Source organism: Sulfurospirillum barnesii SES-3, assembly GCF_000265295.1.
Taxonomy (GTDB): domain Bacteria; phylum Campylobacterota; class Campylobacteria; order Campylobacterales; family Sulfurospirillaceae; genus Sulfurospirillum; species Sulfurospirillum barnesii.
This window is the reverse complement of the sequence record NC_018002.1, coordinates 1,597,886-1,623,740: the sequence shown is the minus strand read 5'-3', so window position 1 is coordinate 1,623,740 and position 25,855 is coordinate 1,597,886. Positions and strand designations below refer to the sequence as shown.

The window sequence follows — 25,855 nt, the reverse complement described above, 5'->3', positions numbered from 1 at the left end:
TAACACAAATTAATCTATTATCTTGATGATAATTATCAATTAAGGTGTCTTTATGATAACGCTTTCACAGATGAATACAGGTGAACAAGGCATTGTAAGTAAAATAGACGCACAAGGCGAACTCAAACAACGTCTTTTTTCTTTGGGGCTTCGCAAAGGGAGTGCTGTTAAAATGAAAGCCAGCAGTATGGGAAAAAGTACGCTTGAAATTGAAGTAGGCAGTACCCTTTTAGCCCTGCGTGAGGAAGAGGCAAATATGATTCATGTGGTGTGTTCATGAAAGAATTTGTGATTGCTTTAGTGGGGCAACCCAATGTGGGTAAGAGTATGCTCATTAACGCCATTGCCGATGCAAGGCTTAAGGTTGGTAATTTTTCAGGGGTGACGGTTGAAAAGGCTGAGGTCTCATTTGTGGCACATGGGTACAGCATTAAAATCGTGGATTTGCCTGGGACGTATTCGCTCAATGACTACACGCAAGATGAGCGTGTTAGCAAAGAATTTTTGGAAAATGAGCACTATGATGTCATTATCAATGTGGTAGATGCGACCAATTTGGAGCGCAATTTGTTTTTAACCACACAACTTTTAGAGCTTGATAAAAAGATGATTGTAGCACTTAATATGATGGATGAAGCGCAAAAAGAGGGTATGTGCATTGATCATGAGCAATTGAGTGCCATTTTGGGAGTTCCGTGTGTTAAGGTTTCTGCACTCAGCAAACAGGGCATTGGTAAGCTTTTAAATCGTGCCATAGATGTTTTTAATTTCCCTCATGAAAAATCAAAACTGATTTACAGCGATGCGGTCGAAGAAGAGCTTGAGCACATTGTCTCTTTTTTGGAGCAGAAGCATTATAAAAGTGTTTTACCGTACCGTGATGTTGCTTTAAAACTTTTAGAACAAGAACCCAAAATCTATCAGCAACTGCGTGATGCGCCTGTGTGGGTGGAATTGAGTCCTTTGGTGAAAGAGGCGTGGGAGCATTTGTATTTGCACCATGAGAGCACAGACGTAAGTGACATCTTTGCACAAGAGCGTGCGGCATTTGCGAAAGGTGCGGTGCTTGAGACGCTTACATGTAAGCGCTGTCTCAAAGCCAGTGCAACGGAAAAAATTGATGCATTGTTAATTCATAAAATTTTTGGCATTCCTATTTTTATTGGTTTAATGTGGGGGCTTTTTCAGCTTACCTTTGAGTTGGGTTCTGTTCCTATGGCGTGGATTGATACTTTTTTTGTGGCATTGGGTGCGTATGTGAAAACCATTTTTGGGGAGGGTACCTTAGGCTCATTGTTGGCAGATGGCGCACTTTCTGGTGTGGGAGCGGTGGTGATGTTTTTGCCGAACATTGTCATTTTATTTTTAGGTATTGCGCTTTTGGAAACCACAGGCTATATGGCACGGGTTGCATTTTTGCTCGATGGCTTTTTTCACCGTTTTGGCTTGCATGGTAAGAGTTTTATTCCGCTTGTAACAGGCTTTGGCTGTTCGGTTCCTGCGTATATGAGTGCCCGAACACTTAAAAACGATAAAGACAGACTTATTACACTTTTTATCATCGGATTTATGAGTTGTGGGGCGAAGCTTCCTGTGTATGTTTTATTTGTGGGGGCATTTTTTCCAAAAGAGCAAGCGGGCAATGTGCTTTTTCTCATTTACATTGCAGGGGCGCTGATTGGGCTTATTGCGGCTAAGTTTTTGAAACGGTTTGTTTTTAAAGGGGCGGATGAGCCTTTTGTGATGGAAATGCCAAAATACCGCTTGCCTTCTTTAAAACTCATTTGGCATACGGTGGCAATTAAGGCAATTTTGTATCTTAAAAAGGCGGGAACATTTATTTTAGCTGCTTCCATGCTTATTTGGTTTGCGAGTAATTATCCTAAGTACCCTGAGATTGAAGCTTCGTATGCGCAAAAAATTGAGTTAGCGCAAGGGAGTGATGAAACGCAACGCTTAGAAAATGAAAAAGCGCAAGTGCTTTTGGAGAAGAGTTATTTAGCGCTTATTGGAAAGTCAACCGATTGGTTGTTTGAGCCGATTGGTTTTGATTGGAGAATGACCGTAGCGTTGGAGTCTGGTTTGGCGGCAAAAGAGGTGGTGGTTTCGACACTGGGTGTTTTGTATGCGCTAGGCTCTGATGTGGATGAGGGCAATGAGGGATTACTTGAGGTGATTCAGCGTGAAATACCTTTTGCTTCGGCGGTTTCATTTATTCTTTTTGTGATGTTTTATCTGCCCTGTTTGGCAGCCAGTATTGTCTTTGCAAAAGAGAGTGGAAGCTATAAATATCTAGGATATTTGTTCGTTTTTACCACATTGGTTGCATGGATTGTTTCGTTTATTGGGTATCGTATAGCGCTTTACATGTAAAAAGAATTTACTCTTTTTTTACATGTAAAAGGGAGTTCATCTCCGAATCATCGTATGGGTCGAGGTGTGCGTTGATAACCCACTCTGCTTCAGGAACCAGTGCTTTGATGTTTTCTTCGATTTTATCCCCAGCGTAGTGGGCACGAAGCAGAGAAATACCAGGACTAAAGACTAAATGCACATCCACAAAATGGGTATTAGCGGATGTGCGTGTTTTTAAGTCATGAAAATCGCTAATCTCTTTTTCATCTAAAATAATGGTTTGAATCTTCTGCACAAGCTCTTTTTCCAATGAGGCATCAAGCAAAATATAGACCCCATCTTTCATCAGTTCGTAAGCTGAATGCATAATATAAAGCGAAATAATTATTCCCATAATGGCATCAATCATCTCAAATCCCGTGGCATGAATTGCCAGTAATGAGAGTAAAATAGCCCCATTGCTGAGCACATCGGTTTTGTAATGAAGCGCATCGGATTTGACGACCATGCTGCGTGTTTTGTGCGCCACGTAATTTAAAAACGCCACCAGCGCGAGGGTGAGCACAAAGGAGATGAGCATCACAATAATAGAACTGCTTACATGTAAAAGTGGTTCAGGGTAGAGTAGCTTTTTCGTAGCGGTATACAAGATAAACAGACCCGACATACAAATAATCGTTCCCTCAATCACCGCAGCTAAGGCTTCGATTTTGCCTTTACCGTAATTAAAAGTTTGATTGGCAGGTTGTTCCGCTTTTGCAATCGCAAAATAGTTAAACGCAGAGACAATTAAATCTAAAACAGAGTCAATGGCGGAGGCTAAAACCGCCACAGAACCGCTTAAAAGTCCTACAAAAAGCTTAATAATAATCAGAAGGGTTGCTGTTGCACTGGAAATCAGGGTCGCTTTTTTTTGTAAGGTCATTTAGGCATCATCTCGGGGTGTGTAGATGTTCATAGACGCACAATGCAAACTGCCGTGTTCTCGAATAAACACAGAAGATTCAATACCAACAATTTCACGCTCAGGAAAAGAGGCTCTAAAGATTTCAAGCACCTCTTCATCGTACGGATCAGAATAGATGGGTACAAGAACGGCATTGTTGATGAGCACAAAGTTCATGTAGGTTGCAGGAATGCGATGGTTGTTAAAATATTTGGCGGAGGGCAGGGGAAGTGGCAGCAAATCGTAGCCTGTTTTTTGAAGCTCTTTTTCCATTTTTTTTAGCTCTTCGTAGTGTTCGTCCTCTTTGTCGTAGCACTTCACGTAGGCAATGGTCTTTTTGTTGATAAAACGTGCTAGCGTGTCGATGTGCGAGTCCGTATCATCGCCCATCAGTGCGCCATGTTTTAAAACAATAAGCTTTTTTAAGCCAAAGAGTCGCATGAGGGTTTTTTTGATTTTCTTTTTTGAAAGCTCAGGGTTACGGTTTTCTTCAAAAAGACAATACGCCGTTGAGAGCATCACGCCATGACCGTTGCTATCAATGCTGCCTCCCTCTAAGACAAAGTCTAAGCTTTTGAGTTTGCCTTTTAAGTGTCCCTCTTTAAAGAGTTGTTGGGTAATTGAATTGTCTAGGTTGGCTTCAAATTTATTGCCCCATGCGTTAAAGATAAAATCGTAGGTTTTGCGTTTGTGGTTTTTGTAGATATTAATGCCCCCAAAATCACGAATCCATGTATCGTTGGTTTGCATCTGAATGAGCTCAATGTTTTGCAGATTTGGAAGGAGATTTGCCAAAGCGGTTTTATCCTCACAAATCACAAGGCATTTTTGGAAGCGTGCAATTTTGCTAATAAATTCTCTATAAGAGTGGTGAATCTCTTCAAGGGAGTGTGACCAATCGCTCTGTTTTGGAGGAAACACAACAATAAGCGCCTCTTGTTCTTCCCATTCAGCAGGTATTCTTCGTTTCATTGGACTTCCTTTGTGTGAGATAAGGTTTCAATTATACCAAAATGTGGCATCGTTTTTTGAGTGAAAAAAGGTAAAATAGTTTTCATAAAGGCGTTACATGTAAAGGATGCGAGTGTTACTACGAGATAAAAACAATAAAAGCATTAAACAGATAAATCTCATGGCGCTGGTGTTTGCACTGCTCTTTGCTTTCGTGGCAACAGGCGTGATTATCTTAAATGAGTATCTTTCTTTTAAAGCGGAAAATGAAACCCTAAGGGAGCGCTATAAAGAGGAACAAAAAAAGAGTGCTTTAAAGAATTTACACTTTCTAAGTGACATCGTACGCTACCGTTTTGAGCAGAGTAAAGAGGAAGACGAGAGCGTTATTGAGCAAAAAATAGGCGAAGACATACGTGCACTGATGCGTCAAGAAAGTGCGCATCACTATGTGTTTATCCAAAAAACGAATCAAGCCTTTGTGTATGTCACGCCTGCGTATGCCAATGCAACATTTTTGGATGATAGTGTCGAAAGTATGGTGTTTGAACCCTTGCAATGGCGTTTGGGTAGCGGTGTAAAGATGCAAGGTGTGGAGGAAGTTTTAGCACACAATCAAAAAGCCTACGAGGATAAAGTCATTGATTTTGTCCTTAAAATTTATATGCTCACACTCTTTTTGTATTTGGTTAGCACCATTGAATACCGCTATGTGAGTGAATTGATGGGACGAGAAATTCGCTTTATCATTGCTTCGTTTAAAAAAGCTTCGCAAAATTATGAGTTTATTGATACAGAGAAAATTAAATTTCAAGAGTTTCAAGAAATTGTGAGTCAGGCCAATGCCATGATTGAGCAGATTAAGAGTAAAAACAGTGCTTTGCTTGGGCTTAATAGTTCGCTTGAAGAGATTGTGGTGCAAAAAACACACGAACTCAAACAATCGGTTGAGTACACCAAAGAACTCTTAGAAAAACAAGACCGTTTTATTAAAAATGCCATTCATGAAATTAACACACCTTTATCGATTATTTTGATGAATATTGATTTGTACAATCTCAAATATGAAAAAAATCGCTATTTGCTTAAAATTGAAGCTGCCGTGAAAGTGTTGGATAATATTTATGGCGATTTGGAGTATATTGTTAAAAAAGACAGGGTGATTTATGAGAAAAAAATGGTCGATTTTTCAACATTTTTGCTGCAAAGGGTTGCCTATTTTGAAGATGTGGCAGAGGGCAATAAATTGGAAATGAAGACCCATATAGCGCCTGATGTGTTTCTTGTTTTTAATGAGATTGAGTTGCAACGCATTTGCGACAACAATATCTCCAATGCGATTAAGTACAGTTATGAAAATCATGCGTTACATGTAAGGCTTTATGAAGAGAAGCAAGCCATTGTTTTTACAGTTGAAAACTCTGGTGAAACCATTCGTGCACCTGAGAAACTTTTCAATCGCTACTACAGAGAAGATGTAGCACGAGGCGGTTTTGGGCTAGGGTTGAATATCGTAAAAGAGATATGCGATGCAAACGGTGTGGATATTGATGTGGTGTCGCATGAAGAAAAAACATGTTTTACCTACCGTTTTAAAAAGGAGAGGGATGAAGATTTTACTGCTTGAAGATGAGTCAATGCTTCGAAGCTCCATTGAAGAGTATTTAGAAGCATTGGGGCACAAGGTGATTGCTTTTGGAAATGGGGAAGAGGCGTATAGTGCTATTTGTAAGGATGTTTTTGATTTGTTGGTGTTAGATATTAATATTCCTAAAATGAGTGGATTAGCGCTGTTAAAAGAGCTTAATAGCATTGAACAAGCGTATCCTACAATTTTTATTAGCGCCAATGTGGATATTGATGATATAAGCCATGCCTTTGAATTGGGGGCTTCTGATTATCTTAAAAAACCTTTTCATCTCAAAGAGTTGGGACTTCGCATTGATAGGATTAAAAAAGCGTATGAAATAAAGCATTTACACCATGTCATTTTAAGCCCAAAATATGTTTTTTCCAAAGAAGAGCAGATGCTTTTTTACAATAATAACGTGCAGGTTCTGACAAAAAAACAGCTACAAATCGTAACATTGTTGTGTGAGAATATTGGTATCGTAGTAGACTTTGAAAAGTTTAGAAGTTACGTTTGGAACGAAGAACCTGTGGATAACGCCACCATTAGGGCAGAAATTAGCCGTTTTCGTAAATTTTTAAAAGAAGATTTTATTATTAACCTCAAAGGCGTTGGTTATAAAATTGACCGCTATTATCCAGAGAAAAAAGGATAATTGTTACAAATATACTCATTGTAGAGATAATTTTTTACAAAATTACACACTTCTTTTAAATGCTACGATAATGCTACGTTGCTCTTTTAGAATGCCCTTGTGACATTAAAGATCGACCTTACATTTTGTGAGGTCGGTTCAAATTTATGAAGGAGCATTTATGAGTCAAAATATCTACGACAAAGTCAAGACTAACCCAAAATATGCAGAACTGGTGCAAAAGCGAAGTCGTTTTGCTTGGAAACTTGCCATTGTGATGCTAGTGGTTTACTATGCATTCATTCTTGTAATTGCTTTTTCTCCCAATCTCTTTGCGATACGTATTGGAGAAGGTGTTACAACCCTTGGTATTCCTGTGGGTATTGGGGTGATTCTAATTGCGTTTATTTTAACGGGTATTTATACGCAAAGAGCCAATGGCGAATTTGATGATTTGACGGCTCAAATCAAGGAAGATTTAAGGAGTGCACAATGAAATGGGGTTTCGTTTTTTTGGCACTTTCAAGTGCTCTTTTTGCAGCAGACGCTCAATTTAGCGGTAGACGTGATTTGAATATTGCAGCCATTGCCATGTTTTTAATTTTTGTTCTTGCCACACTGGGCATTACCTACTGGGCAGCACGAAGAACCAAAACGGCTAAAGATTTTTATACTGCAGGTGGTGGCATTACAGGCTTTCAAAACGGCTTAGCCATTGCGGGTGATTATATGTCAGCGGCATCATTTTTGGGAATTTCAGGGCTTGTTTATATGAAAGGTTTTGATGGCTTGATTTATTCGATTGGCTTTTTGGTCGGTTGGCCTATCATCCTTTTCCTAGTCGCTGAACAGCTTAGAAACTTAGGAAAATATACTTTTTCAGACGTTGCATCGTATCGATTAAAGCAAACGCCGATTCGTACGCTTGCGGCATCGGGGTCATTGGCTACGGTTGCACTGTACTTGATTGCACAGATGGTGGGTGCTGGACAGTTAATTCAAATCTTGTTTGGTATGGATTATGAGTATGCGGTTATTATGGTGGGCATTTTGATGATACTTTATGTAACATTTGGTGGCATGCTTGCAACCACATGGGTACAAATTATTAAGGCTGTATTATTGCTCTCAGGGGCTACGTTTATGGCAATCATGATTATGTACAAAGTGGGTTTTAGCTTTGAGAGTTTGTTTGCTAAAGCGGTTGAGCTTAAAAAAACAAATGCTATCATGGCGCCAGGGGGCTTGGTAAGTGATCCTATCTCTGCCATTAGTTTGGGTATTGCGTTGATGTTTGGAACCGCAGGGCTTCCGCATATCTTGATGCGTTTCTTTACGGTCAGTGATGCCAAAGAAGCACGGAAATCTGTCTTCTTTGCGACAGGGTTTATTGGGTATTTTTATATCTTGACCTTTATCATTGGTTTTGGTGCGGTTATCCTTTTAACGGGCAATCCAGAGTACCTTGATACGATAAAAGGCGGCATCATCGGTGGTGGTAACATGGCGGCGATTCATACAGCCCATGCTATTGGCGGTAACATTTTCTTAGGATTTATCTCAGCCGTGGCTTTTGCAACGATATTAGCGGTTGTCTCTGGACTTACATTGGCAGGGGCAAGTGCGGTTAGCCATGATTTGTACGCCAATGTTTTTGCAAGAGGGCGTGCGGATGAGATGACAGAGATGAAAGTCTCTAAATACTCGACCATTGCCTTAGGGATTTTGGCGATTATTTTAGGCATTGCGTTTGAAAAGCAGAACATTGCGTTCATGGTTGGTTTGGCGTTTGCCATTGCAGCAAGTGCAAACTTTCCTATTCTTTTTCTCTCAATGTTCTGGGGTAAATTGACAACCAAAGGTGCTGTATGGGGTGGAGGTTTAGGACTTTTGACCGCCGTGGTTTTGGTTATTTTAAGTAAAGCGGTTTGGGTGGATATTTTAGGCTATAAAACAGCTATCTATCCTTACGGAAACCCAGCGATTTTCTCTGTCACAATAGCGTTTTTAGGTATCTGGTTGTTTTCTTTAATGGATAAGAGTGAGGATGCTAAAAGAGAACATGCAGCGTATGAGCATCAGTTTATTCGCTCACAAACAGGTATTGGTGCAGAGGGAGCCTCTGGCCACTAAGTTTTAAGGAATGTTCACAGGCTTTTTTAGCCTGTGAAACTTTTGTCCCAACACAATTGATAGTAGTCGTGTTGGGTTAAAAGTCTAATTTTATTAAAAGGATAGAAAAAATGTCACAACTTTTCGAACCAAACAGAGCCCTCAGTAGGGAAGCTAGAATTAAAAATATGTGTGAATATAAAGAGCTTTGTATTCAAGCAGATGAAGATTTTGAGGGCTACTGGGACAAACTTGCACGTGAAAAACTAGAGTGGTTTAAACCGTATGATAGGGTTTTAAATGATGACAATGCTCCGTTTTACAAGTGGTTCGAGGGTGGAAAAATCAATGTGACCCATCAATGTTTGGGGCGACATCTCAATTCACGTAAAAACAAAGCTGCCATTATTTGGGAGGGTGAAGATGGGCAACGCCGTATTATTACCTACTTGCAACTTTTTTACCGTGTCAATCGTTTGGCAAACTTGATGCGCAATAAATTTGGTATTCAAAAAGGGGATCGTGTTGTGCTTTATATGCCAATGATTCCTGAAGCGGCGTTTGCGATGTTGGCGTGTGCCAAAATTGGTGCGATTCACTCAGTGGTTTTTGGTGGATTTTCTGCAGAGGCATTGCGTGATCGTGTTCAAGATGCACAAGCAAAATTGGTTATTACTGCCGATGGAGCCTTTCGTCGTGGCAAACCTTATATGTTAAAACCAATGGTCGATGAGGCTTTAAAAGAGGGGTGTGAGTGTTGTGAAAAAGTGTTAATTGTTCAGCGTAACTTTGAAGACATTGAGTACGTTCGTGGTCGAGACTATGTTTACAACGAAATTATTATGCAAGAGTCTCAGTACTGTGAACCTGAGTGGATGGACGCTGAAGACCCACTTTTTTTACTTTACACCTCAGGAAGTACGGGCAAGCCAAAAGGGGTTCAACACTCCAGTGCGGGCTACATTCTTTGGGCGCAATACACAATGGAACACGTTTTTGATGTAAAAGAAAACGATACGTTCTGGTGTACGGCAGATGTGGGTTGGATCACAGGGCATACGTACATTGTTTATGGACCTTTGGCGATGGGTGCAACGACCATTATGTATGAGGGCGTTCCAACCTTTCCTGATGTAGGCAGATGGTGGAGTATGATCGAAGAGCACCGTGTCAATCAGTTTTACACCGCACCAACAGCGATTCGCTTGCTGCATAAAGAAGGAGCGGATGCGCCAAGCAAGTATGATTTAAGCTCACTGAAAGTGTTAGGAACGGTGGGAGAGCCAATTAATCCTGATGCGTGGATGTGGTACTATGAGCAAATTGGTGGAGGAAAATGCCCGATTGTGGATACATGGTGGCAAACGGAGACGGGTGGGCATATGATTACGCCACTTCCAGGGGCTACTCCGATTAAACCTGGTTCTGCGACATTTCCACTTCCTGGAATTAAAGCAGAAATTATTGATGAATATGGTAACCCAACGCCTAGGGGTGAAAAAGGATTTTTGTGTATCACAAAGCCTTGGCCTTCTATGATTCGTACGATTTGGGGCGATCCTGAGCGTTTTGTGAAGTCCTATTTTGGAGATTGCAAGAAAGATGGCAAACCTGTCTATTTCTCAGGCGATGGTGCGATGTATGATGATGATGGCTACATTGTCATTACAGGTCGAACCGATGATGTTATCAACGTCTCAGGGCATAGAATTGGCACAGCTGAGATTGAAGCGGTACTGGGTCACCATGAAAACGTCGCTGAGGTTGCCGTTGTTGGACGTCCTGATCCGATTAAAGGTGAGGGTATTTTTGCGTACATTGTCATTAAGGGTACCGATAGCATTAGCGAAGAGGTCTATATGATTCAAGAGCTTAACAAGCTCATCGTAAAAGAAATTGGAAATATCGCAAAACTGGATGCGATTCGTTTCGTTCCAGGACTTCCAAAAACCAGAAGTGGAAAAATCATGCGTCGTATTTTGCGCTCTATCGCCAAAAAAGAGCCTATTACGCAGGATATTTCAACCTTAGAAGATCCAAGTATTGTGGAGAAAATCCAAAACCTCGTTCAATTTTAATGCCTCAAAGCGGTTACATGTAAAATGTGACTGCTCCTTTTTTTTTCTCTTTTTCCAGTCAAAACGTCTCCCAAAAATGGTATGATAATCACACAGACTTCAATTATTTAGAGGAACATAACCCATGGCATTGCATATTATCAACCAACCGCACGATCAAAAAAAAGCCGTCAATGACGCAATGCGTTACCCCAATTTAGAGACAATGATTAGCGTGCCCTTGGGCATTGGCGAGTTTTACGAGGCGTGCAAGGACTATCCGATTTTATTTACCAAAAATCAAGAGGGGGATTGGCTTGCCATCGCTTTACTGGGATTTAACGATAAAAACGTCTATTTGGATGAAAATCGTCGCTTTAAAAAAGGAAAATACTTGCCTGCTTTTTTAAGACGTTATCCGTTTAGTTTGGTTAAAAATGAAGCTAAAGAGGGCTTTTCTTTAGGCATTGAAGAGGAGGCTTTGGAAGAATTGAGCGCATCCAATCAGGCACGAGCTTTGTTTAAAGAGGATAAAACACCCAGTGAGTTGAGCAAAAACACGTTGGATTTTCTGATACAGGTTCAAAGCGAATTGCACGCATGCAGTGCGTTCATTAAAGATTTATATACATGGGGACTTTTGGTGGAAAAGAGTGCTACTGTTTTGGATGAAGAGGGTAAATCCCATACGATTAACGGCTTTTTCACGCTCAATGAAGAAAAACTGAACCACCTAAGCGAGAAGAAAAAACTTGACATCTGCAAAAAAGGAGCGATGCCTTTTATCACAGCGCATCTCATTTCACTGAGCAATATCAGGCGATTTGGATTATAGGCTTATTAGCGTTTACATGTCAATGTAGACGCTTTTTATAAAGACGTATTGTAAAAATATTTGCGCTCTTTTTTAAGTTGAATCGGGAAAATCCCATAGCACTCTTTAAAGGCTTTGCTAAAGTGACTGAGGCTTTTGTAGCCTACATGTAAAGCTGCTTCTTGTACACTCATGTCATTATGCTCGAGAAGATTCTTTGCTTCTGCTAGGCGGTGGGCATGAAGCATTCCATATACGGTTGTTCCAAAGAGTACTTTAAATCCTTTCTTGAGTTTAAATTCATTGAGTGCGCAAAGGTGAGATAACTCTTTGAGTGAGGGAGGTGTTATAAGATTATTGAGTACTATTTCTTTGGCTTTATGTAATGCTTTATAATCATCCAAAGAGAAGTTTTCTTTTACATGTAAATAGGGTTTTTGAAACGTACAATAGACCAATTCGAGCAGTTTAGACTCTACAAAAAGCTCTTGCAGTTTTCCTTGAAAGATATGTTTGTTTTGTATTTGATTTAAAAGGATTTTTTGTGCGTGCATCATCTGTGCGTAATCATCTATTTGAAACATGTGTTGAGCTGAGGAAAGCGGATGGGCGAGCATTGTTTCTTTTGAAAAGGATTCAACAAGCTCACGGGAAATGACAATGGAGTGGCTTGAATAGTGTTTGTTTTTCTCATAAAATCCTAATGAACGCAGACCCTTTTGAATGAACCCTTGCATCATACTTTTAGGTTGAATATCAAAGGTACGATTATCACTGATGGATTTAAAATGAAGCGTTTCTCCTGCGTTAAAATAGAGGAAGGATTGCTCTTCCATCTCCCACGAATGTAGATGAACCTCGTCGTTAAAATAGCCATCAAATGAGCCATAAGCGATGCCATTGCCTGTATTGAAATAGCTAAAATGAATATTTCCAAACTCCTCTAACACCTTAGCATTGCCTATTTTTCTAGGTGAATGGGTGGAAAAGAGTTCGGGGGCTATTTCTAAAAAATCATGGTTTGTAAGGGTGATAGACATCGTAAATCCTTAGAGTATTGTTGTAGGTAAAAAGGATGAATAGCCACAGGATTTCTTTTTACATGTAAAATGTTTTCTGTTTTAAAACGCTTTTGGGTGTATATCCAAAATACTTTGCAAATGCGCTTGTAAAGTTGCTTTGATGGGCATAACCGATAGTTTTTGCAACATCGTTTATATCCATTTCTCCTTGTTCAAGTAAATTTTTGGCATGCTCTAAACGGTGAGTACTGATGTAGTTAAAAAGGCTTTGATGAAAAAGGTGCTTGAAATTGCGTTGGAGTTTTGTTGCATTGGTTTTAGCGATACGGCACAGTTCTTCAAGGCTTAGAGGCTCTAAGAGGTTTTCGTGAATATAACCAGCAACTTTATGTGTATAAAAGCATTCAATTTCAGGAATCGTATAGGGTGTTTTATCGTGTTTGCAAAGAGGGCTAAGCCATTCATAGAGCAGTTCATAGACGTTAGATTTGAGCAGAAAAAGGTTTAGAGGATCTTTAGCATTAAGATGGCTTAGCATTTTGATGTGTGTAAGCATTTTTTGGCTCATGGGTATTTCACTTAAAATCTCAAAGAACGGTTTTTGTTCTAATTTTTCAAGTAAATGGGACAAAGGATGCCTTTCTTCTTCCAACATGTTAGATAAAAATGAAGGGGAGAGCATAAGGTTAAACGAACAACTTAGACGTTCTTTTTCATAATAACTTTGTCCATTTTCTTTGTTTAAGAGCACAGAGTAGAGACGGTTTGTATCAAAGGTTTGTTGAAGATGAAAATCATGGTGTTGGTAATGAATACCACCTTGCGTAAATGCTGCAAACATCAACAAGGGTTGTTCAAATTCATTGTGTAAGCAGAGTCTCTCTTTTGGCAGAAGATCAAAATGGCAAAGCATTAATCCTTCTTCTAAAACAAGAGGGCGAATTGAACCTGTTGCGTAGGGTTCTAATAAGGAGGCTGAATGAGGCGATGGTGTTTGATGAAAGAGATTGAAAGATGGTAAGTCCAAAGTATTACACATTGTTGCTTCCTCATAAAAAAGCGTTGTTTTAGCATAAAAAATATATTGATATTCTCTATCAAAAAAAATAGAATAACGCAAATTTTATTTAGGAAAGCTTAGGAGAGAAAATGCGTAAAACCATAGCGTTAAGTATGGCCGTTACTTTAGGGCTTAATACAGGTGTGTTGGCAGAAGAGAGACGGTTGGATGAAATTGTCTTAAGTGCTGATAAGATGGGTTCAAGCACGCTTTTGGAATTGCCCTCAAGTGTGAGTGTGGTGAGTTCCGATCAGGTGAATGATTTTTTAATTAAAGATTCGATTGGCTTGCAAAGCATGACGTCCAATTTTTTGATCGTTGAGACAGGTCCTGCTACGGCATCGACATTTGCGTCTATGCGAGGAGTCACTTCTGGAATGATTGGAACGCCTGCGGTGGGATTTTACGTGGATGATGTTTATTACAGTGCTTTGGATATGAACTTTTTAGACATCGATCATATTGAAGTGCTTAAAGGTCCGCAAGGGACACTGTATGGACGCAATTCTGAAGCTGGCATCGTGAATGTCGTGACCAAAGCACCTTCATTTGTGCCAAGTGCTGAAGTAGGGATGGAGTATGGCAGTTTTAATACGATCAGTTCGCATGCGATCGTAAACCAACCGCTAAGCGATACGACGGTGCTACGTGCGGCGTTACGGTACGAACATAGTAATGGTTATTTTAAAGATACGCTCAAAGGTAATGACGTTGGTGAAGAAAAAAACATCGACGCACGCTTGAAACTTTATACTAACGTCAATGACGCATTAAATGTGACCATCGCTTATAACTACCAAAAAAGTGATTCGCCTTACTATGCGCAATTTGCTCCTTGGACAAGCAATACCATACGCAAAAACATTGAGGTGGACTATCTAGGCGATACCAATAAAGAGCTTCATGATTTACATGTAAAGAGTGATTACACCTACAGCGATACGCTCAAAATCATCTCCATTACGTCAGCTAAAAAAGAGCAGTATATTGCCAATAACGATCTTGATTTTACGACGGTGGATTTAACAAGGCTTTATACCGATAAAGAGGTCAAGTCACTCTCTGAGGAGCTTCGTTTTATTGCAAAACCTAATGAGCGTTTGCAATGGATTAACGGCGTTTTTCTTCTTAGAGAACAAGAAAATCATGACTACCGTATACCGATGAATTTTATGAACATGGGTATGGGTATGCCTTTAGAAACGCTAGTGCAAAAAAGCAAAATTGACACACTAGGTACAGCACTTTTTAGTGAAGCAACCTACCGTTTTGAAAACAGTTTGCACGCTACACTAGGGCTTCGTTACGATAGAGAAAAGAAAGAAGATGACTACACACAAAGAGGTGGAACCATGCTCTCTATGTTTGGCTATACGGATAAAAGCGGTTCAGCCAGCGAAACCTTTGACGCATGGCTTCCAAAATTTTCTTTAGCCTATAAAAAATACGAAGCGTTTAGCCCTTATCTTAGTGTATCCAAAGGCTTTCGAAGCGGTGGCTTTAACACCACCGATACCGTGGGTCAAAGTTATGAGCCTGAATTTACATGGAATTATGAACTCGGTATCAAATCCAAACTCAGCGATACACTTTCATTAAGTACCGCACTCTTTTATATTGACTGGAAAGATATGCAAGTCGAACTTGCTCAAAGTAATGGGGTAGCGTATATTGACAATGCCTCTTCCGCAACAAGTAGGGGAGCTGAAATAGAACTTCATATGAATCCGATGGAAGGATTGAATCTGTTCAGTGGTTTTGGATACACCAAGGCGACGTATGAGGAGTACACCAAAGGGGCGAGTGATTACAGTGATAATTATGTCATTAATGTACCACGCTATACCTTTAATGTAGGAGCAAATTACCGTTTTGAGGGAGGCTATTACGTGGGTGGAAATTATGCTTATTTTGGGAAAGTTTATATGGACAATGACAATACCCGCTCCCAAAGTTATGGGGTCACAAACGTTAAAATCGGTTATGAACAAGAGAAATTTGATGTGTATCTCTACGCGAAAAACCTTTTTGATGAGGGATATATTACTCGTGCGTTTGTGGTTAATTCCAATTGGTATGCTAGAGCTGGTGAGCCTCGTAGTGTAGGTGTAGCCTTTGCGTATCGGTTTTAAAAAATGGTAAAAAATCCGTTTCGGGCGCAAAAAAATCCCTTTAGCGTTAAAAACGTATTGATAATGGTTTTTAATATGGAGTACTATTGCCTTTTTAAAATGCGTATTATTTTAAGGAGGAGTGTGTGAATAAAAAGGTTTTGGCCTTTGCCATGGTTTCCATCGTAACAAGCGGTTTTCTGTATGGGGCAAATGAAGCGTACAGCTTAGAGAGTGTTACGGTTAGTGCTAATAAAATAGAAGAAAATATTCAAGACGTTCCCCAAAGCATTACCGTCATTGATGAAGAGACCCTTCAGGAAAAGGGCATTAAAAATGTTGCCGATGCGATGAGAGAAGTGCCTAATATGTATATCAATAATGCTGCCAATGGTTCTACGATTTCCTTTAGAGGACTGAACACCTCGATGTTTACCAATAATAATCCTGTGGTGATTTATGTGGATGGTGTGCCCTATTATGACCGTTATGATTTTGATCCTTCTCTAGCCGATGTAGCGCAAATTGAGGTGTTACGAGGGCCTCAAGGAACCCTTTATGGTAAAGATGCCGTAGGGGCAGTTGTGAATATCATCACTAAAAAACCAAGCAATGAATGGCATGGGAATGTGGGGGCTGAGTATGGCAATTACAACACGGTGCAGAGTAGTTTTAATACAAGCGGTGCATTAATAGCAGACAAACTCTATGCAGGGATAAATGGTACTTTTAAAGTCGATGATGGATGGATTGAGAATGAATATCCTGGCATGGATTCTGATGCCAATCAAAAGCGTGATCGTAAAATGAGTGGTTTTGTGCTTTTGAAACCCACGGAGCGTTTTTCTGGAAAAGTAAGCCTAAGTGATACCTACACCAAACATTATTTTATGAATGGTTTTGCAACCGATTCCACGGGAAACCTCTCTGGAGTCGATAGAGACGATGGTAAACACATTAGCTCTGATGTTCCAACGGTTGAGAGAACAGCAGTTAAAGCGCAAAGCCTTAATCTTGCTTATGATTTTGATGCTTTCAAAGTTGAATCTACTACCACCCATAAAAAACTTGATTTAGAGAGTGATTTTGATGCGGACTTTCAAGCCAACAACACCTCAGATGGTTTAAAGCAGTTTAATTACTCAGAGATTGAAACATGGACAGAAGAGCTTAAATTTTCAGGTCAAACGGATGCTTTTAAATGGGTGAGTGGGCTCTATGTTGACAAAGAAAAACGAGAACAAGGACCGTATGGCGCACAAGCCATGTCAGGAGGCGCAGTGTACGATGCCAATGCGGATTCTACCACCGATAGCCAAACGCAAGCGCTCTTTGGGCAAGTGATGATTCCTTTTTGGGAAAAGTTTGAATTAACCCTAGGCGGACGCTATCAGCGCATTAAAAAAGAGATTGATTTAGTGACCACCCAAACATGGGGTGGTATGGCATTTCCTGATTATGCCTTTGAAGGTGAAAAAACATGGAATGCTTTTATCCCTAAAGTGGCACTCTCTTATAAAATCAATGATGCCTTAACAACATACGCTTCCATTTCTAAAGGGTATATGCCTGGAGGCTTTAACTATTTTGCAACCAGTGGTGGCATGGAAGAAAACAGCTTTGATCCGCAAACTTCCATTAATTACGAAGTGGGGGCAAAATACGTTGGCGATGATTATATGCTCAACGCATCTGTCTTTCGAATGAACATAGAAGATATTCATATTTATAAAATTTCTGGTGGTGGTGCTGTATGGCTTACGGATAATGCCAAAAAAGCGCATTCGCAAGGTGTTGAGCTAGAGGGTAAATATTTTCTAAGCCAACATATTGAGCTCTCAGGTGCGCTAGGTTTGATTGAGGCTAAATACGATGATTACGATGCGGGAACGAGAACTTATGATGGAGAACGCATCGAAAATACACCTCGCTACACGGCAAATATGGGCATTGCGTATGTTGCGACTGCTGGATGGTATGGAAGAGTGGATTTTAATGCGATTGGCTCTACGAGCTATTACGATGGTGCCAATAGCCAGATGATTCGCTCCGATGGCGCCATTATCTCCAATGCAAAGCTGGGGTATAAATTTAAAGCGTGGGATGTTTATAGCTTTATTAATAATATCACCGATGAGTCATACATCAGTAGTTACCAATCCAAAACAGGCTTAGCGATGGTTGGATTTAATGATCCTAGACGTTTTGGTGTTGGCTTTCGTTATAGCTTTTAAAGGATAAATGAATGCAAGAAGAAAAAAGGGGGCTATGGGCGATCATGGCTCCCGTTCAAAAAGAGATACAAACAGCCATTCTCCTCTCTGTTTTAGGAGGAGCGTTGTTGGTGGTGGATATGGCACTTTTGGCGTATGTGATGAATATACCTTTGCATGAAAGCGTGCTGTTTTTAGGTTTACATGTAAGTTTTTGGGGAGCATTTAGTCTTTTAGGCATGATTGCCATAGGTTCGTTTTGGTTTTCTAAATACGCCTTTTTAGTTTCCCATCACGGAGCCTTTAAGCTCGAAGAGATTTTGCGCAAGAGGCTGATTGAGCATTTGGCACAAATTCCTTTGGGGCATATTGTTAGTACGGGCTCAGGAGCACTGAAAAAAGTGCTCTTAGATGATGTTAAAAACCTGCACGCCTTTGTGGCAGATAGCACTCCGATGATTGGTAAAAGTATTGCTACGCCGATTGTTTCCTTGATAGCTCTTGTGTTCATTGATTGGCGTTTGGCATTGGCAAGCATTGCTGTTTTGGTCATTGGCGGTGCGATTATGGGCATTGTGATGCAAGATTCCGTCGAACATCGCAAAAACTATGATGCTTCGCAAGAGCAGATTAATCGCTCTGTGATTGAGTTTGTCCAAGCGATGGGTGTGGTAAGAACGTTTGATGATGGAAGCAGTTCGTTTAAGCGCTATAGCAATGCCCTATTACGTTACAAAGAGTGCCTCAAAGCGTGGATTGATGAGACGGCGATGTCTGCTAAATTTGGGATGATGATTTTAAGTCCGATGCCAACGCTATTGGTCGTTGGGGGTGTGGGAAGTTATTTTATTGCAAACCACTCTCTTAACTTTGCGCCGTTTATTGCTGCTTTGCTCATCAGTACAGGAATGGCAGATGCCATGATGCCCCTCATGTGGATGAGCAATTTCATCAAAAAATCGCAAGCTTCCGCCAACCGCATTCAAGAGATACTTTCCATTGCGCCATTATCTTATCCTGCTCAAACTTTGATTCCAAACGATGCGAGTGTTGTGTTTGAGAATGTCAGTTTTGGCTATGAAAAGAATGGTCATTATGCCTTACAATCCATTAGTTTTGAAGTGCCAGCAGGTGGTGTAACCGCACTTATTGGCCCATCAGGTGCTGGTAAAAGTACGGTTGCAAAGTTGATTCCTCGTTTTTGGGATGTCAATGAGGGGCGCATTTTAGTGGGAGGTGTTGATGTGCGAAGCATGGATGCTGAGGTATTGATGGAGCACGTCTCCTTTGTTTTTCAAGATACTTTTTTGTTTTACAATACCTTAAAAGCAAATATCAAAATGGCAAATCCACAGGCGAGTGATGATGCGGTCATAGAAGCAGCCAAAGCAGCGCAAATCCATGATTTTATTATGAGTTTGCCTCAAGGCTACGATACGTTGGCAGGCGATAGAGGTACAAGGCTCTCAGGCGGTCAAAAGCAACGTCTCACCATTGCACGTGCCATTTTACGTAATGCGCCCATTGTTGTTTTAGATGAGGCGACAGCGTTTGCTGATCCTGAGAATGAAGAAGAAATTGTTAAAGCGCTTGCCAATTTAACAAGAAATAAGACGGTTATTATTATTGCGCATCGACTCTCTACGATTAAAGATGTGGATCATATTATTGTGTTTGATGAGGGGCGTATTAAGGAGAGTGGAAAGCATGAAGCGCTTTTAGCTGAACAAGGGCTTTATGCTTCGCTTTGGGCAAATTACGAAAAAGCGCAACATTGGGATTTACGTGCCGCAAAGGAGATTGCATGAGTCAAAAGGAACAGCATTACGCACCGCTTCAAAAAGTCTTTGCTCTTTCTGTTGAGTTAGCAGGGGATTATGCCAGTGGGTATAAACGCAGTTTAGCTCTTTTTACAGGAGCATTCATTGCACAAGGCATTGCCTTTTGCCTTTTTTATCCTCTGCTGAAAGCACTCTTTGCTCCGACATTTGTGCTGGGTGATGTACTTTTTTGGTTTGCTTGGATGGGACTTTTTAGCCTTCTTTTTTGCGTTTTGAAGTGGATGGGGCATGATTTTGACTACTCAGGTTACATCGCTGAAGTCACGCACGATTTGCGTACAAAGCTAGGAAGTGCGCTTCGAAACATGCCTCAAGAAGAGCTTAGTCGGTATAAAACAGGTGAACTCAACGCTATTTTTTCGAGCAATGTTGATGAATCGGTGATTCATATGGGTGTGGTTGCTTCTTTATTTTTGCAAATTACCGTTGTGCCATTGGTGGTGTTAGTGGTGAGTTTTTTTATCGAATGGCGACTCTCTTTGGTGATGCTTTGTTTTATTCCAATGGTGATTCCACTTTATGTGTGGAAACGCCGTGCGAGCATTGTTGAAAAGAGTGAGTTTAATGAAGCAAATGCAAGTTTAGAAGCAGGATTTATCGAGTATGTGCAAGGACTTCCTGTGCTTCGTGCGCTTAATCAAACAGGCAAAAATGCTCAAAATCTGAGTGAAGCAATTTTACATGTAAAGTGTGTTCAAGGCAGGGGGATTGATGTTTCGACGTTGCCGATGCTTCTTATGGGGATTTTGATTGAAGTGACGCTCTTGGTGCTTTTAGGTGCAGGGAGTTACTTGGTTGATGAGAGTCTTTTAGCGCTTCCGAGTTTAGCAGCAATGTTGGTTATCGTCTCTCGTTTGAGTGAACCCTTGTCCCTCTTTTTGGGTGTAATCCCAATGTTTGACTTGATGGACAGTGCATTTTTGCATATCAAATCTATTTTAAACACCAAACCTTTAGAATGCAAAGAACCGCATGAGGTACCTCGAACCTTTGATATTGACGTTGAAAATGTAGATTTTAGTTATCAAGGCGAGCGTGAAAAAGCGCTGAAGAATGTCAGTTTGTGTTTTAAAGAGCGTACACTAAACGCCATTGTTGGAACCTCAGGCTCTGGTAAAACCACACTGATAAAGCTTTTGATGCGTTATGCTGATCCTCAAGCTGGTGTGATTCGCATTGGGGGAGCGGACATTCGTACGATGGAAAATGATGCGTTAATGAAGTATTTTTCTGTGGTCTTTCAGGATGTGTATCTTTTTGACGACACAATTTTAAACAACATTCGAATGGGTAGAGCTGATGCCACGGATGCGGAGGTGGAAGAGGCGGCAAAAGCGGCGTTTTGCCATGAGTTTATTGCTCGTTTACCGTTGGGGTATCATACGCCTATTGGCGACATTGGGGGAAGTTTAAGTGGGGGAGAGAGGCAACGCATTAGCATCGCACGAGCGATTTTGAAAAATGCGCCGATTGTCATTTTAGATGAACCAACAGCAGCCCTTGATACCCAAAGTGAAGTGGCAGTACAAAAGGCGATTGATGCGTTGATGCATGATAAAACCATTATCGTTATTGCGCATCGTCTCTCTACCATTAGCGGTGCCGATACGATTTTTGTTTTCCACGAAGGGTATTTGGTGGAAGAGGGTACGCATGAAAGTTTGGTTGGACAAAAAGGAAAATACCATGCGATGTGGAGTGCCCAACAACGCATTAAAGCGTGGAATATTGCTTCATGAAAAGCTCACACATCCCACTGCGACACAAATCTTTGTTACTCAATCTCTATGTTTCTCAGTATTTAGGACTGGGTTTTTTTATGGAGGCTTTGGTGGCTATTTTGCGTAAAAGTGGGATTCCCTTAGAGCAGTTGGGTCTTATTTATTTTTTAGGGCTTTTTATGATATTTCGTTTTTTATGGGCACCTTTAATCGATAAAGTACGCTTTAAACGCTTTGGGCATTATCGAACGTGGCTTTTTATTTGGCAGAGTTTGATGGTGCTTAGCCTTTTACATGTAAGCCGTTTTGATGTACTCACACAGCTTCAGCCACTTTTAATTGGATGTGCCTTTTTTGCCTTTTTTGCGGCATCACAAGACATTGCTGTGGATGCGTTGGCCTATAAAATTGTTTTGGCAAAAGATCGAGGCATGGTCAATGCCCTCAAAATTGGGGGCGGACTTATTGGCATGTTTATTGGTGGGGGATTGGTGTTGATTGTCTATGAGCATTTTGGTTGGTTTTACGCCATGCTCATTTTATGTGCAGGTACGGCAACTTCGCTTGTACAACTGCTTTTTTTTAAAGAGCCACATGCCATTTATACTGTTAAATCGCATGAACCTTCATGGCGGGATTTTTATCGTTTTTGGAGAGGTCAGCAGAAACGTCGTTGGTTTATGCTTTTGTTGGCGTATCCTGTGTGTATCAGTGGTGCGTATGGATTAATGACGCCAATTTTAGTGGATGCAGGATGGCGGTTGGATCATATTGGGCTTAATATTAGTATGTTTGGTTCTTTATTGGGCATTGTGGGTGCCTTTGGTGCGGGATGGCTGATTGAGCGGTTTGGTCGAAGGGTGATTTTGATTTGGACACCGTTTGCGCAGAGTATTGGTGTTTTGTTTTTGCTTTTGCCCGCTTTGGGGTATGCGCATTTTGGTTTTAGTATGTTAGCCATTGGTTCGGTGATGTTTCTTTACAGCCCCTCAGCGACGGTACTTTCAACACTGATGATGGATCATGTGGAGCATTCACCTGCTTTAGAGTATGCGATGCAACACTGTGTGTTTAGTTTTTCAGGGATTCTCTCCGCAGGTGTTGCCATGAGTTTAGCGGGAAAATTTGGTTATATCAATGTTATTGTGGCGACTTCACTGATAGCTGTAGCAACAAGCCTTTTCGCATGGTATGTCAGCGGTGAAGTGGTCGTAAAAGATGAACAGACAACGCATGTAGAATGCATAGGATAAGAGGGTAAGGAAGGAGTAAACGATGAAAGAGATGAAAACGTTAATGATTGTAAATGTGTTATGTGTAGCGGCAATGATGGCATTTTTAGCGGTTGTTGGACCGATTATTCGAGCACTTAAAATGGAAGAGTGGCATGCGGGTCTCACGGTGGCTCTTGCAGGGGTTATTTGGGTGGTGATGGCACGGTATTGGGGAAAAAAGAGTGATAGAATAGGGCGAAAGCCTGTTTTATTGTTAGGGGTTTTAGGGGTAGGGTTTTCCTATTTGCTCTTAGCTGTTTTTATTGATTATGCGCTTGTAAATGTGCCAACCCTGCTTCTCTCTTTGGTAATGCTGGTGTGTGTCAGAGGCTTAATCGGTCTTTTTTATGCCGCAATTCCTGCGGTTTCAAGTGCCTTAATTGCCGATAAAGTCGATGCGAAAAACCGTACAGGGTATATGGCAAAATTAGGTGCGTCTAATGGCATTGGTATGATTTTAGGACCAGCTCTTGGAGGATTTTTAGCGGTGTACGGCTTACACGTGCCTCTTTATACCTTTGCTATTTTGCCTATCATTGCGGCATTTTTAGTCTATAAGACGATTCCTAAAACACCTAAACATCATGTTGAGGAGATTCCCCATCCAAAATGGAGTGATGTGAGGCTGCGTTTGCCGATGATTGCGGCATTTTTAACGATGTACAGTGTGATTACCTCTCAGGTCTGCTTAGGATTTTTTATTTTAGATACTCTAGCGTTAGAGGCAAATGAAACGGCAAAGGTGACAGGTATTATTTTATCACTGCTGGGGATTTGCTTTATTGTGGCGCAAGTACTTGTCTCCAAAATCAAAGGATGTAGCCCTCACACGTGGTTGCGTCTGGGTGGAAGTATCGCAGCGCTTGGTTATGTCTTGATTTCATTAAGCCATACGGTGATTCCTTTAGGACTTGGATTTTGTATCGCTACATTTGGAATGGGATTTATTTTCCCTGCCTTTCAAGCACTTGCTGCCAATAATGTTAGTGAGCTAGAACAAGGTGCTGCTGCTGGAACGGTCTCTTCAGCGCAAGGGATGGGAATGATTGTAGGACCGATGGTTAGCACTTTATTATATAAAATTGACCCCATTGTTCCTTTTGTTTTTGCTGCCATTGCCTTTGCGCTTTTAGTTTTGTTTGCGTCGAGAAAAGTGCAGGTTGAATCAGAGCCCTCTTTGGTCTAGAGAAGGGTTTACTTAATGTGAACAATACATTTAGTAGAGTTTGTTTGACTTAATTAAAATTTCTTTATTTTTGATAAAAGCTATTGATTTCATAGTGGCTTAAGGACAAAAACTCTAAAATACTGATAATGGTTATTACAACAATAGAGGGCAAATGGAAAATATTAAATTAGCGGTAGATTATGGGGCGTTAGGAATTTTATTTCTAATGAGCATTTTGGTTGTGGGGTATAGTATTGAGCGATACTTCTTTTTTAAGTCTTTACATGTAAACACATACAGAACAAAAAGTAGCCTTGAGCGGGATGTTTCAAAAAACCTTACCATCATTTCATTGATGGGCTCAAACGCCCCTTATGTTGGGCTTTTAGGAACGGTTGGTGGCATTATGGTTGTTTTTTATGACATTGGAATGAGTGGTGGAGCGCTTGACACCTCTAAAGTTATTGTAGGACTTGCTCTTGCTTTGAAGGTCACTGCGGCGGGTTTGATTGTGGCGATTCCTGCAACCATGATTTACGGCGGATTTATGCGTAAAGTCGATGTGGCGATAAGTGAGTGGGAAGATGAAATCATTAAAGCGGGTTGAGGGAATTAATGTCGTTCCATTAATTGACATTATGCTGGTTTTATTGACCATTGTTTTAACGGTTTCTTCGTTTATTGCTTTAGGTAAAATAGAAATTTCTCTCCCACAAGCAAGCAATTTTAGCAAGGTAGAGCCAAAATTTTATGAAATTGGCATTACCGCAGATCATCAGTTTTTTATTAATGGCGAAGCCGTTGTGCGTGAAGATTTACATGTAAAGTTTGAAACGCTTAGCAAAGAAGATTCTGTAGCGATTAGTGCCGATAAAATGGCAGCGTATGAAGATTTTATTTATATTATTGATTTACTCAAAGCCAAAGAAATTGAAAAAATTGGCATGGTGGTAAATAAAAATGAGTAAGCAAAAAGTTGTGGATTCTAAGTATTTGTTTGGGGAAGATAAGATTATTAAAATTGTCCATAATGGCGTAGAGTATGTGCTTCGTATCACCAAAGATGACAAGCTTATTTTGACAAAATAGAAAAGGAGAGGGTATGTCGCCGTTCATGTATAAGATAGCACAGGGAAATGCTGAGGGAAGAGCACTGTTTCTCTCTTTTGTTTTACATGTAAGTGTGATAGGATTCTACCTTCTTTTTATGGAGCAGACGACAACGCACCTTATGTCAAGTAAGGCGATTGTGATTGAGATTTCAAATATTGAACGTATAGCACCAAAGCCAGAAATACCAACACCTCCGCAACCTGAGCCGATGGTGGAACAGGTCAAACCCATTGAGCCTCCTAAGCCCATTGAACCTGTGGTAAAACCAATAGAAAAACCAAAACCAAAGCCAAAACCTCTAGAAGAGCCCAAAGCGTTTCAAGAAAAGGTGATGGAACAACCCGTGGAGTACTCTATACCCCAAACGACCCCTGTCGCACACCCTGTAAGCAATGCTTCTGCTACAACTCCTATGACACCAAGTTCTACCAGTGCGGAGGCGTATGAGCGTACTGATTTTGAAATTATCCGTGATAAAGTGCTCTCTCGTTTAATTTATCCAAGTGTCGCACGCCGTATGGGATGGAATGGGGTGGTTCATATTGCTTTGCTTATTGATACGGATGGAAGGCTTGTTAGTGCTACGATTCATAAAAGTTCTAATAGAACGAGTTTAGATGAAGCGGCACTTGAAGCTGCTCTAAAACTTCAAGGCGTGCAATTGCCAAAACCAAAAAGCTTGAGTACGGTTATTCTTCCCATCGCCTTTAAACTGCGTTAAAGTGATAAGGGCGCAATCCCTTATCACTCTTTTTTAGAAATTATTATCAAATCGTTAAGGTTCCATTGTTAAAATTAAACTCAGAGAGTTTTTAAGGTATGAGGAGTTGCAA

The 25,855-nt window shown here is 40.6% G+C and carries 22 protein-coding genes; 18 read left to right on the top strand and 4 right to left on the bottom strand.

Annotated elements, in window-relative coordinates:
- Positions 1 to 52 precede the first annotated feature (52 nt).
- Together SULBA_RS08150 and feoB are read left to right on the top strand one after the other, a co-directional pair.
- The gene (locus SULBA_RS08150) at positions 53 to 280 is read left to right on the top strand and encodes a FeoA family protein (RefSeq protein ID WP_014769815.1); all 228 of its coding nucleotides are present in this window, start codon (positions 53 to 55) and stop codon (positions 278 to 280) included.
- Positions 277 to 2,373 (top strand): ferrous iron transport protein B, encoded by a 2,097-nt coding sequence (gene feoB / locus SULBA_RS08145; protein WP_014769814.1) that lies wholly within the window; start codon positions 277 to 279, stop codon positions 2,371 to 2,373. The genes SULBA_RS08150 and feoB overlap by 4 nt, the downstream gene beginning before the upstream one ends.
- Positions 2,374 to 2,380: 7 nt before the next feature.
- Here feoB and SULBA_RS08140 read toward each other — a convergent pair whose 3' ends face one another.
- A complete protein-coding gene (locus SULBA_RS08140; RefSeq protein ID WP_014769813.1) occupies positions 2,381 to 3,280 on the bottom strand; it encodes a cation diffusion facilitator family transporter in 900 nt (299 codons plus the stop codon).
- Positions 3,281 to 4,273: an agmatine deiminase family protein gene (locus SULBA_RS08135; protein WP_014769812.1), complete on the bottom strand. Its 993-nt coding sequence runs from the start codon at positions 4,271 to 4,273 to the stop codon at positions 3,281 to 3,283.
- 112 nt (positions 4,274 to 4,385) lie between these two features.
- On the opposite strand from SULBA_RS08135, the gene SULBA_RS08130 reads away from it, so the two are divergent.
- From SULBA_RS08130 to SULBA_RS08105, 6 genes are all read left to right on the top strand, one after another.
- The gene (locus SULBA_RS08130; protein ID WP_014769811.1) at positions 4,386 to 5,879 is read left to right on the top strand and encodes a sensor histidine kinase; all 1,494 of its coding nucleotides are present in this window, start codon (positions 4,386 to 4,388) and stop codon (positions 5,877 to 5,879) included.
- Positions 5,860 to 6,537: a response regulator transcription factor gene (locus SULBA_RS08125; RefSeq protein WP_014769810.1), complete on the top strand. Its 678-nt coding sequence runs from the start codon at positions 5,860 to 5,862 to the stop codon at positions 6,535 to 6,537. Before SULBA_RS08130 ends, SULBA_RS08125 begins: the two co-directional genes overlap by 20 nt.
- Before the next feature lie 160 nt (positions 6,538 to 6,697).
- A complete protein-coding gene (locus SULBA_RS08120; protein WP_014769809.1) occupies positions 6,698 to 7,012 on the top strand; it encodes a DUF485 domain-containing protein in 315 nt (104 codons plus the stop codon).
- On the top strand, positions 7,009 to 8,649 hold the full coding sequence (locus tag SULBA_RS08115) for a cation acetate symporter (protein ID WP_014769808.1): 1,641 nt from the start codon (positions 7,009 to 7,011) through the stop codon (positions 8,647 to 8,649). Before SULBA_RS08120 ends, SULBA_RS08115 begins: the two co-directional genes overlap by 4 nt.
- 110 nt (positions 8,650 to 8,759) lie before the next feature.
- Positions 8,760 to 10,706: an acetate--CoA ligase gene (acs, locus tag SULBA_RS08110; protein WP_014769807.1), complete on the top strand. Its 1,947-nt coding sequence runs from the start codon at positions 8,760 to 8,762 to the stop codon at positions 10,704 to 10,706.
- A gap of 124 nt (positions 10,707 to 10,830) precedes the next feature.
- On the top strand, positions 10,831 to 11,520 hold the full coding sequence (locus SULBA_RS08105) for a SapC family protein (protein ID WP_014769806.1): 690 nt from the start codon (positions 10,831 to 10,833) through the stop codon (positions 11,518 to 11,520).
- A 35-nt stretch (positions 11,521 to 11,555) separates the two neighbouring features.
- Here the strand turns inward: SULBA_RS08105 and SULBA_RS08100 are convergent, their stop codons facing one another.
- Together SULBA_RS08100 and SULBA_RS08095 are read right to left on the bottom strand one after the other, a co-directional pair.
- Positions 11,556 to 12,539 carry a helix-turn-helix transcriptional regulator gene (locus SULBA_RS08100; protein WP_014769805.1) on the bottom strand — a complete coding sequence of 328 codons (984 nt, stop codon included), beginning with the start codon at positions 12,537 to 12,539 and terminating at the stop codon, positions 11,556 to 11,558.
- A 58-nt stretch (positions 12,540 to 12,597) separates the two neighbouring features.
- Positions 12,598 to 13,560, bottom strand: coding sequence for a helix-turn-helix domain-containing protein (locus tag SULBA_RS08095; RefSeq protein WP_014769804.1), 963 nt, complete (start codon positions 13,558 to 13,560; stop codon positions 12,598 to 12,600).
- A 110-nt stretch (positions 13,561 to 13,670) separates the two neighbouring features.
- Here SULBA_RS08095 and SULBA_RS08090 point away from each other — a divergent pair, with 110 nt between their 5' ends.
- From SULBA_RS08090 to SULBA_RS08045, 10 genes are all read left to right on the top strand, one after another.
- A complete protein-coding gene (locus tag SULBA_RS08090) occupies positions 13,671 to 15,713 on the top strand; it encodes a TonB-dependent receptor (protein WP_014769803.1) in 2,043 nt (680 codons plus the stop codon).
- A gap of 125 nt (positions 15,714 to 15,838) precedes the next feature.
- Positions 15,839 to 17,926: a TonB-dependent receptor gene (locus SULBA_RS08085; protein WP_014769802.1), complete on the top strand. Its 2,088-nt coding sequence runs from the start codon at positions 15,839 to 15,841 to the stop codon at positions 17,924 to 17,926.
- A gap of 11 nt (positions 17,927 to 17,937) precedes the next feature.
- Complete coding sequence (locus tag SULBA_RS08080) at positions 17,938 to 19,713, top strand: ABC transporter ATP-binding protein (RefSeq protein WP_014769801.1); 1,776 nt, start codon at positions 17,938 to 17,940, stop codon at positions 19,711 to 19,713.
- On the top strand, positions 19,710 to 21,485 hold the full coding sequence (locus SULBA_RS08075) for an ABC transporter ATP-binding protein (protein WP_014769800.1): 1,776 nt from the start codon (positions 19,710 to 19,712) through the stop codon (positions 21,483 to 21,485). Before SULBA_RS08080 ends, SULBA_RS08075 begins: the two co-directional genes overlap by 4 nt.
- Complete coding sequence (locus SULBA_RS08070) at positions 21,482 to 22,720, top strand: MFS transporter (protein ID WP_014769799.1); 1,239 nt, start codon at positions 21,482 to 21,484, stop codon at positions 22,718 to 22,720. The genes SULBA_RS08075 and SULBA_RS08070 overlap by 4 nt, the downstream gene beginning before the upstream one ends.
- Positions 22,721 to 22,742: 22 nt before the next feature.
- Entirely contained in the window at positions 22,743 to 23,927 is a 1,185-nt protein-coding gene (locus tag SULBA_RS08065; RefSeq protein WP_014769798.1) for an MFS transporter, read from the top strand.
- A 154-nt stretch (positions 23,928 to 24,081) separates the two neighbouring features.
- A complete protein-coding gene (gene exbB / locus SULBA_RS08060) occupies positions 24,082 to 24,516 on the top strand; it encodes a TonB-system energizer ExbB (protein WP_014769797.1) in 435 nt (144 codons plus the stop codon).
- Positions 24,494 to 24,877 carry a biopolymer transporter ExbD gene (locus SULBA_RS08055; RefSeq protein ID WP_014769796.1) on the top strand — a complete coding sequence of 128 codons (384 nt, stop codon included), beginning with the start codon at positions 24,494 to 24,496 and terminating at the stop codon, positions 24,875 to 24,877. The genes exbB and SULBA_RS08055 overlap by 23 nt, the downstream gene beginning before the upstream one ends.
- Positions 24,870 to 24,998 carry a hemin uptake protein HemP gene (hemP, locus tag SULBA_RS08050; protein ID WP_014769795.1) on the top strand — a complete coding sequence of 43 codons (129 nt, stop codon included), beginning with the start codon at positions 24,870 to 24,872 and terminating at the stop codon, positions 24,996 to 24,998. Before SULBA_RS08055 ends, hemP begins: the two co-directional genes overlap by 8 nt.
- A gap of 13 nt (positions 24,999 to 25,011) precedes the next feature.
- A complete protein-coding gene (locus tag SULBA_RS08045; protein WP_014769794.1) occupies positions 25,012 to 25,743 on the top strand; it encodes an energy transducer TonB in 732 nt (243 codons plus the stop codon).
- Positions 25,744 to 25,855: the final 112 nt, after the last annotated feature.

Bases quoted from the DNA above. Each gene is read 5' to 3' on its own strand.
- SULBA_RS08140 (WP_014769813.1), bottom strand. From the start codon at position 3,280: ATGACCTTACAAAAAAAAGCGACCCTGATTTCCAGTGCAACAGCAACC.
- SULBA_RS08065 (WP_014769798.1), top strand. From the start codon at position 22,743: ATGAAAGAGATGAAAACGTTAATGATTGTAAATGTGTTATGTGTAGCG.
- SULBA_RS08045 (WP_014769794.1), top strand. From the start codon at position 25,012: ATGTCGCCGTTCATGTATAAGATAGCACAGGGAAATGCTGAGGGAAGA.
- SULBA_RS08125 (WP_014769810.1), top strand. From the start codon at position 5,860: ATGAAGATTTTACTGCTTGAAGATGAGTCAATGCTTCGAAGCTCCATT.
- SULBA_RS08075 (WP_014769800.1), top strand. From the start codon at position 19,710: ATGAGTCAAAAGGAACAGCATTACGCACCGCTTCAAAAAGTCTTTGCT.
- SULBA_RS08100 (WP_014769805.1), bottom strand. From the start codon at position 12,539: ATGTCTATCACCCTTACAAACCATGATTTTTTAGAAATAGCCCCCGAA.
- exbB (WP_014769797.1), top strand. From the start codon at position 24,082: ATGGAAAATATTAAATTAGCGGTAGATTATGGGGCGTTAGGAATTTTA.
- SULBA_RS08055 (WP_014769796.1), top strand. From the start codon at position 24,494: ATGAAATCATTAAAGCGGGTTGAGGGAATTAATGTCGTTCCATTAATT.
- SULBA_RS08090 (WP_014769803.1), top strand. From the start codon at position 13,671: ATGCGTAAAACCATAGCGTTAAGTATGGCCGTTACTTTAGGGCTTAAT.
- SULBA_RS08135 (WP_014769812.1), bottom strand. From the start codon at position 4,273: ATGAAACGAAGAATACCTGCTGAATGGGAAGAACAAGAGGCGCTTATT.
- feoB (WP_014769814.1), top strand. From the start codon at position 277: ATGAAAGAATTTGTGATTGCTTTAGTGGGGCAACCCAATGTGGGTAAG.
- SULBA_RS08120 (WP_014769809.1), top strand. From the start codon at position 6,698: ATGAGTCAAAATATCTACGACAAAGTCAAGACTAACCCAAAATATGCA.
- SULBA_RS08105 (WP_014769806.1), top strand. From the start codon at position 10,831: ATGGCATTGCATATTATCAACCAACCGCACGATCAAAAAAAAGCCGTC.
- hemP (WP_014769795.1), top strand. From the start codon at position 24,870: ATGAGTAAGCAAAAAGTTGTGGATTCTAAGTATTTGTTTGGGGAAGAT.
- SULBA_RS08095 (WP_014769804.1), bottom strand. From the start codon at position 13,560: ATGTGTAATACTTTGGACTTACCATCTTTCAATCTCTTTCATCAAACA.
- SULBA_RS08080 (WP_014769801.1), top strand. From the start codon at position 17,938: ATGCAAGAAGAAAAAAGGGGGCTATGGGCGATCATGGCTCCCGTTCAA.
- SULBA_RS08070 (WP_014769799.1), top strand. From the start codon at position 21,482: ATGAAAAGCTCACACATCCCACTGCGACACAAATCTTTGTTACTCAAT.
- acs (WP_014769807.1), top strand. From the start codon at position 8,760: ATGTCACAACTTTTCGAACCAAACAGAGCCCTCAGTAGGGAAGCTAGA.
- SULBA_RS08115 (WP_014769808.1), top strand. From the start codon at position 7,009: ATGAAATGGGGTTTCGTTTTTTTGGCACTTTCAAGTGCTCTTTTTGCA.
- SULBA_RS08150 (WP_014769815.1), top strand. From the start codon at position 53: ATGATAACGCTTTCACAGATGAATACAGGTGAACAAGGCATTGTAAGT.